Annotated in this window: 4 protein-coding genes and 1 pseudogene; 2 read left to right on the plus strand and 3 right to left on the minus strand. The window is 73.8% G+C overall.

Annotated features, from left to right (window positions below; genetic code table 11):
- The first annotated feature begins 509 nt into the window (after positions 1-509).
- Entirely contained in the window at positions 510-887 is a 378-nt protein-coding gene (locus GA0115233_RS39250) for a hypothetical protein (RefSeq protein ID WP_093725500.1), read from the plus strand.
- A 109-nt stretch (positions 888-996) separates the two neighbouring features.
- On the opposite strand, the gene GA0115233_RS39255 is transcribed toward GA0115233_RS39250, so the two are convergent.
- Entirely contained in the window at positions 997-1,557 is a 561-nt protein-coding gene (locus GA0115233_RS39255; protein WP_093725502.1) for a TetR/AcrR family transcriptional regulator, read from the minus strand.
- Positions 1,558-1,688: 131 nt separating this feature from the next.
- Between GA0115233_RS39255 and GA0115233_RS39260 the strand changes: the two genes are divergently transcribed.
- Positions 1,689-2,351 (plus strand): O-methyltransferase, encoded by a 663-nt coding sequence (locus GA0115233_RS39260; protein ID WP_093725504.1) that lies wholly within the window; start codon positions 1,689-1,691, stop codon positions 2,349-2,351.
- Positions 2,352-2,366: 15 nt separating this feature from the next.
- Here the strand turns inward: GA0115233_RS39260 and GA0115233_RS39265 are convergent.
- Positions 2,367-4,245, minus strand: a pseudogene (locus GA0115233_RS39265) (SWIM zinc finger family protein).
- Positions 4,242-7,079 carry a DEAD/DEAH box helicase gene (locus GA0115233_RS39270; RefSeq protein ID WP_093725506.1) on the minus strand — a complete coding sequence of 946 codons (2,838 nt, stop codon included), beginning with the start codon at positions 7,077-7,079 and terminating at the stop codon, positions 4,242-4,244. Before GA0115233_RS39270 ends, GA0115233_RS39265 begins: the two are co-directional and overlap by 4 nt.
- Positions 7,080-7,121 lie beyond the last annotated feature (42 nt).

Here is a 7,121-nt window from a genome sequence, read left to right on the forward strand (position 1 = left end):
CCCCGCAGGCCGTCCCACGTTGTGTCGGCTCCCGGAGTTCTTCGACGTCCGGCTTCACGTACCACTTCTCGGCGGTCTTGAGCCCGTCCGATGCTGCGTCCGGGCTTACCGAAGCACCGTAACCGGCTTGCCCCTCCCCCAGAGTTCTTCGGCGCGTACCGGCCCTCTGGCACGTCGAGGCTTCGGTGATCTTGCGCTGCTACGCCGCGACTTGCCGCATCGTCGAGCCTCTTTCGTGTCTCACGCATCTCTCACAGACAGCCCCGGGGAGAAGGCTTCCGGCTGCGCAGGAGACTCGCTGACTCCACAGTGAGGGCCGGGGCCGACGCCGGTCGGGTGCTCCCCTGCGGACGGTACAAAGCACCGCGGCGGTCCTGGGCGGCCAGGGCCAGGGCCGTGGTCTGCGCACAGGGCAGGGGGCCGTGCCGTGGAGATGTGCGGGCGATCATCCGCGATCGGAAGCCGGCTCGTGGGACGGGCGCACGCGACACGGCTGGTATTACTGGGGCATGCAGGAAGAAGCCGCACGCTCCGCGATCGACACGTTCATCTCCGCCTTCAACGCCTCGGACGACCGCTATGTGCCTGCCCTGCTCTCCCAGGCCCTGACCTCGGATGTGGTCTTCTGGGGGCCGTTGGGACGCAGCGAAGGAATCGCGGCGGTCGAGCGGTTCGTGCTGGACATCCGGCGCCATCCGGCCGGGACCGGCACAATGGTGCGCTGCTCGGGGGTGGACATGCCTGACGAGTGGGCCCGGTACCAGTGGGTCTTCACCACGCCTGACGGAGGCCCCCGCCTGGCCGGAACGGACGTCGTCCATCTGCGGCGGAGCCTTATCGACCAGGTCATCGTCTTCGCGGGGGAGATCGAGGCGTCCGCCGCCTGACCGCCTCCGCGTTGAGTTTCTCGACGGGTACTCCTGCGCAGCGAGGAGCCCGAAGTCCCGGCGAGCGGTGCTTCCAGGCCTGCCCTTGCGGCGTCCGGAAGTCCGGCGTCTACCGCACCGCCCGCAGGAAACGGTCCGCCAGCGTGTCGGGGTCGAGGGTGTCGGTCGGGCGGCCGGAGAGGATGTGGAAGAGGACGGGGCCGATGAGGAGTGCCGCGACCTGGTCGCGGGGTAGCGGGGAGTTGTCCGCGCAGGTGTCCAGGACCGGTCCCGCGCCCGCCTCCAGGACGTCGCCGGAGGAGAGGAGCCGGGCGACCTCGGGGTCGTGCTGGGCCTCGCCCAGGAGGGCTCGGTAGGCCGCTCCGGCGTGCGAACGGGACAGGAACTCGATGAGGGCGCCCAGGTAGGCCGCGACATCCCGGCGGGCGTCGCCGGTGGTCGGTACCGACAGCTCCTCGCGAGCGTCCACGACGCTTGCCTCGTAGAGGACTTCGGCCTTGTTGGACCACCAGCGGTACACCGTCTGGCGTCCCACACCGGCCCGTTCCGCGATCCCCTTCATGGTCATCGCGGCGTAACCGACCTCGACCAGCAGATCGTCGACTGCGTGGAGCACGGCGATGCGTGCCTTCTCGCTGCGGGGCCGTCCGCGGTTGTACCCGTCCGTCATGCCCTCACTTTAAACGAGACACCATGCCTCGCATGTGTTAGCTTTTCGATGCACGGTGACTCGAAAATGGCGGCGGGCATGCCGTGCCTGCCCACGTCCGCCCCCTCTTCCCCAGCCAAGGAGTCAATCTCGTGAGCCACACCCATGCCCTGGCCGAACCCCGCGTCTCCGCCGCCCTGGCCGACCTGTTCGACGCCGCGGCGCGCGACGACGACACCGCGGACCTGACAGGCCTGAGGGACCTGGTCGACGAGGCGAAGGTGACGGCCCAGGAACTCGCCGACGCCGCCCAGGACATCTACATGCCGGTCTCCCGCGAGGGCGCCGAGCTCCTCTACAGCCTTGTACGGGCCACCAAGCCCGGCACCGTCGTCGAGTTCGGTACGTCGTACGGGATCTCCACGCTGCACCTGGCCGCCGCCGTCCGTGACAACGATTCGGGCCGGGTCGTCACCACCGAGATGAACCGTGCCAAAGCCGCGGCGGCCCGCCGGACCTTCGCCGCCACCGGGCTCGACGACCTCATCACCCTCTGGGAGGGAGACGCCCTGCAGACCCTCGCCGCACTGGACGAGCCGGTCGGCTTCCTGTTCCTGGACGGGTGGAAGGATCTGTGCCTGCCGGTGCTCAGGCTCCTGGAGCCACACCTGGCACCGGGGACCCTGGTGGTCGCCGACGACATCGAACTCCCGGACCTGGCGCCCTACTTGGAGTACGTCCGCAACCCCGGCAACGGCTACCTCAGCGTCAGCTTCCCGGTGGCGGACGGCATGGAACTGAGCTGTCGCCTCTGAGGCGCCGCAAGCCCCTCACTCGTCGGCGGTCGCGCCGCCCAGTCCCGTCAGCGCGCCGACCGGGTCGATGTCGGGGGTACCCCGCGGCCACCAGTCGTCGCGGCCGGGTTCCGACTCGTACGCGTACCACAAACCGTCGCGGCCCAGCCGGAGTTGGACATGGCCGCGGGGGTGGGTGAGGCGGTTGCGCCAGGGGCGGAAGGGCGGCAGGTCGGCGGCGAGGAGGAGGGGGCGGGCCCGGTCGAAGCGGCCGGCCGGCGGGTCCCAGGGCTCCTCCAGTACGGCCAGTCCCTCCAGCCCGCCCTGACGCCAGGCCGCCACCGCCCGGGCCAGTTCGGCGGGGGTGCGACCAGCGGCGGAGGACAGCGACGCGTACAGGGCGCGGGTTCCGGCGGTGAGGCCCGAGCCGGGGCGGGCCGCGGCCAGGCGTACGGCGTCCTGCCACAGCGTCAGGTCCGCCAGCGGGTCGCGGCCGGTGGACAGGAGCGCGTGCGCGCGGGCGGCGGCGTCGGTGGCGAGCTGGTCCAGCGCGAACGGGTCGGGGCCGCCCGGCCCCGCCGGGTAGACCGGGGGCTGCTCGGGGTGCGCGGGCACGGGCAACGGCGCCGGGAGCGGCGGGAGTCGGCGGGCCGCGAGGGCGTCGGTGGCGCGTACGCCGGGCAGGGGCGCCGGTTCCTTGTCCTGTGCGGCACGTGCGGCGCGAGCCGCGCTGCGGCGGGACAGGGCGTCCAGCAGTTCCCGCTCGCCCCGGCCGCGCAGCAGGAGCAGGACGAAGGGGTCGGCGTCGAGCAGCCGGGCCGTCTGGTAGCACAGGGCCGCCGCGTGCTTGCACGGGTGCCCGGAGTCCGGGCAACTGCACCTCGGGTCCAGGTCACGCGGGCCGGGCAGCAGCCGTACTCCGCCCTCGGCCAGGGAGTGCGGCATCTGCTTGTCGAGCAGTGCGGCGATGTGGCCGGGCCGTTCTGCGGCGGCGTCCAGGAACCTCTCCCAGTCGGCGTCGTCCAGCGTCCGCAGCCGCACCTGCACCCGGTACGGCCTCGGTCGGCTGCCCTTCACGTACGCCAGGACGAGACCCGGCGTCACGGTGATGGCGTCGACGTTGCCTCCGTCGGCGTAACCGCGCCCACGGGCCAGCCTCTTGGGGTCGAGCGCGCCCTCCTCCAGCGCCGACACCCAGGCGTTGCCCCACCAGGTCTCGGCGAAGCCGTCCGCGCCCGGTTCCCGCGCGGGGAAGGCCGGGAAGGTGCGGCGGTGGTCGCCGTCGCGGGAGGGGGCGGCCATGGAGCGGGGGGTTCGGGGGGTGACGGGCGGAGGGGGTGCCGTCAGGGAGTGGTTCAGGGAGTGCTTCGTTCAGTGGTCGCGGCCCGTCGGGCGGTTGCGGGGCATGCGTCGGTCGTGGGGTCTCCGCCGGTTCCGGGTCGTCTGTCCCGGTGGGCAGGCGGAAGGCGTCGCCGATCAGCGCGCGCAGGGCTCGGGCGCGGGCGGCGGGGGTGTCGCCCGGTGCCGGGTGGCGCTTGGCCCGGGGCTGCTCCGTCCGGTCCCCGGGCGGCTGGTGGCGCTGCTCGCGGCGTGCGGCGCGGAGTGCTTCGCGGGCCAACTCGGCGGGGCTGGGCGGGTGGTGGGGATCGGGGTTCTTCGGCGTCGTCGGGGCCTTCGGGGTCGACGGGGTCGACGGGGTCGTCGGGTGCGACTCGGTGGTGGCTTCGTCGGGGGCAGGCTGCTGGGACACCGCTCGCCGCAGTGCCGCGCGGGCCGCGTCCGCCGGGCTGTCCCGGTGCTCGGCCGGTGGCCCGGGCCGCGGCTCCTCCGCGGACGCCGGTTCCGGGGCCGGGTATGCGCGGTTCCTGCCCTCGCGGAGCGCTCGGCGGGCCTCCTCCGACGGTCGTGGCGTCATGACGTCCTCCGCAGCGAGACCAGGTCGGACAGCTCACGGTCCGTCAGTTCGGTCAGGGCCGCCTCGCCGGAACCGAGGATCGCGTCGGCCAGGGCCCGCTTGGACTCCAGCATCTCGGCGATGCGGTCCTCGATCGTGCCCTCGGTGATCAGGCGGTGGACCTGGACGGGCTGGGTCTGGCCGATGCGGTACGCGCGGTCCGTGGCCTGCTCCTCCACGGCCGGGTTCCACCAGCGGTCGAAGTGGACGACGTGACCGGCGCGGGTCAGGTTCAGGCCGGTGCCCGCCGCCTTGAGGGAGAGCACCAGCACCGGTGTCCCGCCCGCCTGGAAACGGTCCACCATGCGCTCCCGCTCGGGCACCGGGGTGCCGCCGTGCAGGAGTTCCGCCGGGACCGCGCGGGAGGCGAGGTGGGAGGTGATCAGGCGGGCCATGCCGACGTACTGGGTGAACACCAGCGCGGAGCCGTCCTCGGCGAGGACGGTGTCGAGGAGTTCGTCCAGCAGCACGAGCTTGCCCGAGCGGGAGAGCTGTCCGTCCGCCGCGACGGGCTCCTTGAGGTAGAGCGCCGGGTGGTCGCAGATCTGCTTGAGCGCGGAGAGCAGCTTCAGGACCAGGCCCCGGCGCGCCATGCCTTCCGCGGTCTCGATGGCGAGCATCGACTCGCGCACCACCGCCTCGTACAGCACGGCCTGTTCGCGGGTGAGCGGCACCGGGTGGTCGGTCTCCGTCTTGGGCGGCAGCTCCGGCACGATGCCGGGGTCGGACTTCTTGCGGCGCAGCAGGAACGGGCGCACCAGGCGGGCCAGCCGCTCCACCGCCTCCTGGTCCTCGCCGTTCTCCACGGCGCGCGCGTGCCGGGCGCGGAAGGACTTCAGCGGGCCGAGCAGCCCCGGTGTGGTCCAGTCGAGCAGCGCCCACAGCTCGGAGAGGTTGTTCTCCACGGGCGTGCCGGTGAGCCCGACCCGCGCGGGCGTCGGGATGGTGCGCAGCGCCTTCGCGGTCGCCGAGTACGGGTTCTTCACGTGCTGTGCCTCGTCCGCGACGACCATGCCCCAGCTCTGTGCGGCCAGCGTGGGTGCGGCGGTGCGCATGGTGCCGTAGGTGGTGAGGACGAAGCCGGAGTCGAGGTCGTCCAGGGTGCGGTCGGGGCCGTGGAAGCGGCGGACGGGGACGCCGGGCGCGAAGCGGGTGATCTCGCGCTGCCAGTTGCCGAGGAGGGAGGCCGGGCAGACCACCAGGGTGGGTTCGCTGCGGGCGCGCTTGAGGTGCAGGGCGATGACGGTGATCGTCTTACCGAGGCCCATGTCGTCGGCGAGGCAGCCGCCGAGGCCCAGGCCGGTCATGAGGTCGAGCCAGGCCAGGCCGCGCAGTTGGTAGTCGCGGAGGGTGGCGTTCAGGCCCGGTGGCGGTTCGGCGGGGCGGATTCCGGCGGTGAGGCGGTCGCGCAGGGCGGCGAGGGCGCCGACCGGGACCGCCTCGACGGTCTCGCCGTCGACCTCGGCGGTGCCGGTGAGCGCGACGGACAGCGCGTCCACCGGGTCGAGCAGGCCCAGTTCGCGCTTGCGGGCCTTGCGGACCAGTGCCGGGTCGACCAGCACCCAGTGGTCGCGCAGCCGGACGATCGGGCGGTGCGCCTCGGCCAGCGCGTCCATCTCCGCCTCGCTGAGCGGTTCCCCGCCGAGCGCCAACTGCCAGCGGAACTGGAGCAGTTCCTCGCTGTCGAAGAATCCGGTGCCGTCGGTCGCCGAGCCGGGCGCGGGCCGGACGACCGCGCTCGCGCTGAGGTCCTGGGCGAGGTCCCGGGGCCAGTGCACCCCGACCCCGGCCGCCGCGAGCCGGGTCGCCGCCACGCCCAGCAGGTCGCCCAACTCGTCGTCGGACAGGGCGAGTACGTCGGGCACGTCCTGCTCGGCGAGCCGGTCCAGCGGCGGCCAGACGCGGGCCGCGCGGCGCACCGCGAGGGCCGCGTCGACCCGCGCGCGGGGACCGAAGGCGGCGTCCGCCTCGCCCGCCCACAGGGCCGCCGCGTCGGCCACCAGGGTGGGGTCGGCGAGGCTGTGCACCTGGACGACGGCCGCGCCCGCGCTGCGGGTGCCCTGCTCGGCGTCGAAGAGGTCGTACGCGGACAGGTCGAGGCGCAGCGAGATGCGTACGCCCGCGTCCATTCCGGCGGCGACCTCGGCGGCCCAGTCCTGGGCGTCGGGCAGCCGCTGCGGGCGGCGGTCGGCGAAGGGCTTCCCGGACGCGTGCGGGGCGGCCGGGGTGCGGGGCAGGGTGTCCGCGACCGCGTCGAGGAAGGAGCGCATCAGCGCTTCCGGTTCGGGCAGCCGCAGCGGTCCGGGGCCGGGCAGCGGGACGGCGTGGCCCTCGTACGGCAGGGCGGCGGCGATGGCCCGCAGGTGGGCGAGGTCGTCGGGGTCGAGGGGTCCCGCCCGCCAGGCGTCGTGGCCGGTGGGGGTGAGTCCGGGCAGGAGCCTGCCGCGCGCGGTGAGGCGGAGCGCGTGCTGGGCGGCGGCGCCCCAGGCGGCCGTGGCTGGGTGGGCGGCCGGGTCGCGCCGGGCGTGCAGCAGGAGGGGCAGCGCGGTGTCGAGCGGCAGGGTCAGCGCGGGGGCGGTCCTGCGCCGCACTCCGGAGCCGTGCGGCCGTACGACCGTCAGTTCGGTGGGGGCCGGTCCGGTGGGCAGCGGGCCGTCCTCTGGGTCCCAGAAGGCGATACGGCCCTCACGCGGGAGGGGCGCGGGCAGGAACACGGCGGCCAGCCGCACCGGCACCGCGTCCGCCGTCAGCGGACCGTCCGTACGGTCGTCGGCGACCGCTGCGATGTGGGCCATGTGTCACCTCCCTGCCCCGAGCCGGATCGAACGTCTTCGACT

This window comes from Streptomyces sp. DI166 (assembly GCF_900091315.1).
Lineage (GTDB): Bacteria > Actinomycetota > Actinomycetes > Streptomycetales > Streptomycetaceae > Streptomyces > Streptomyces fuscus.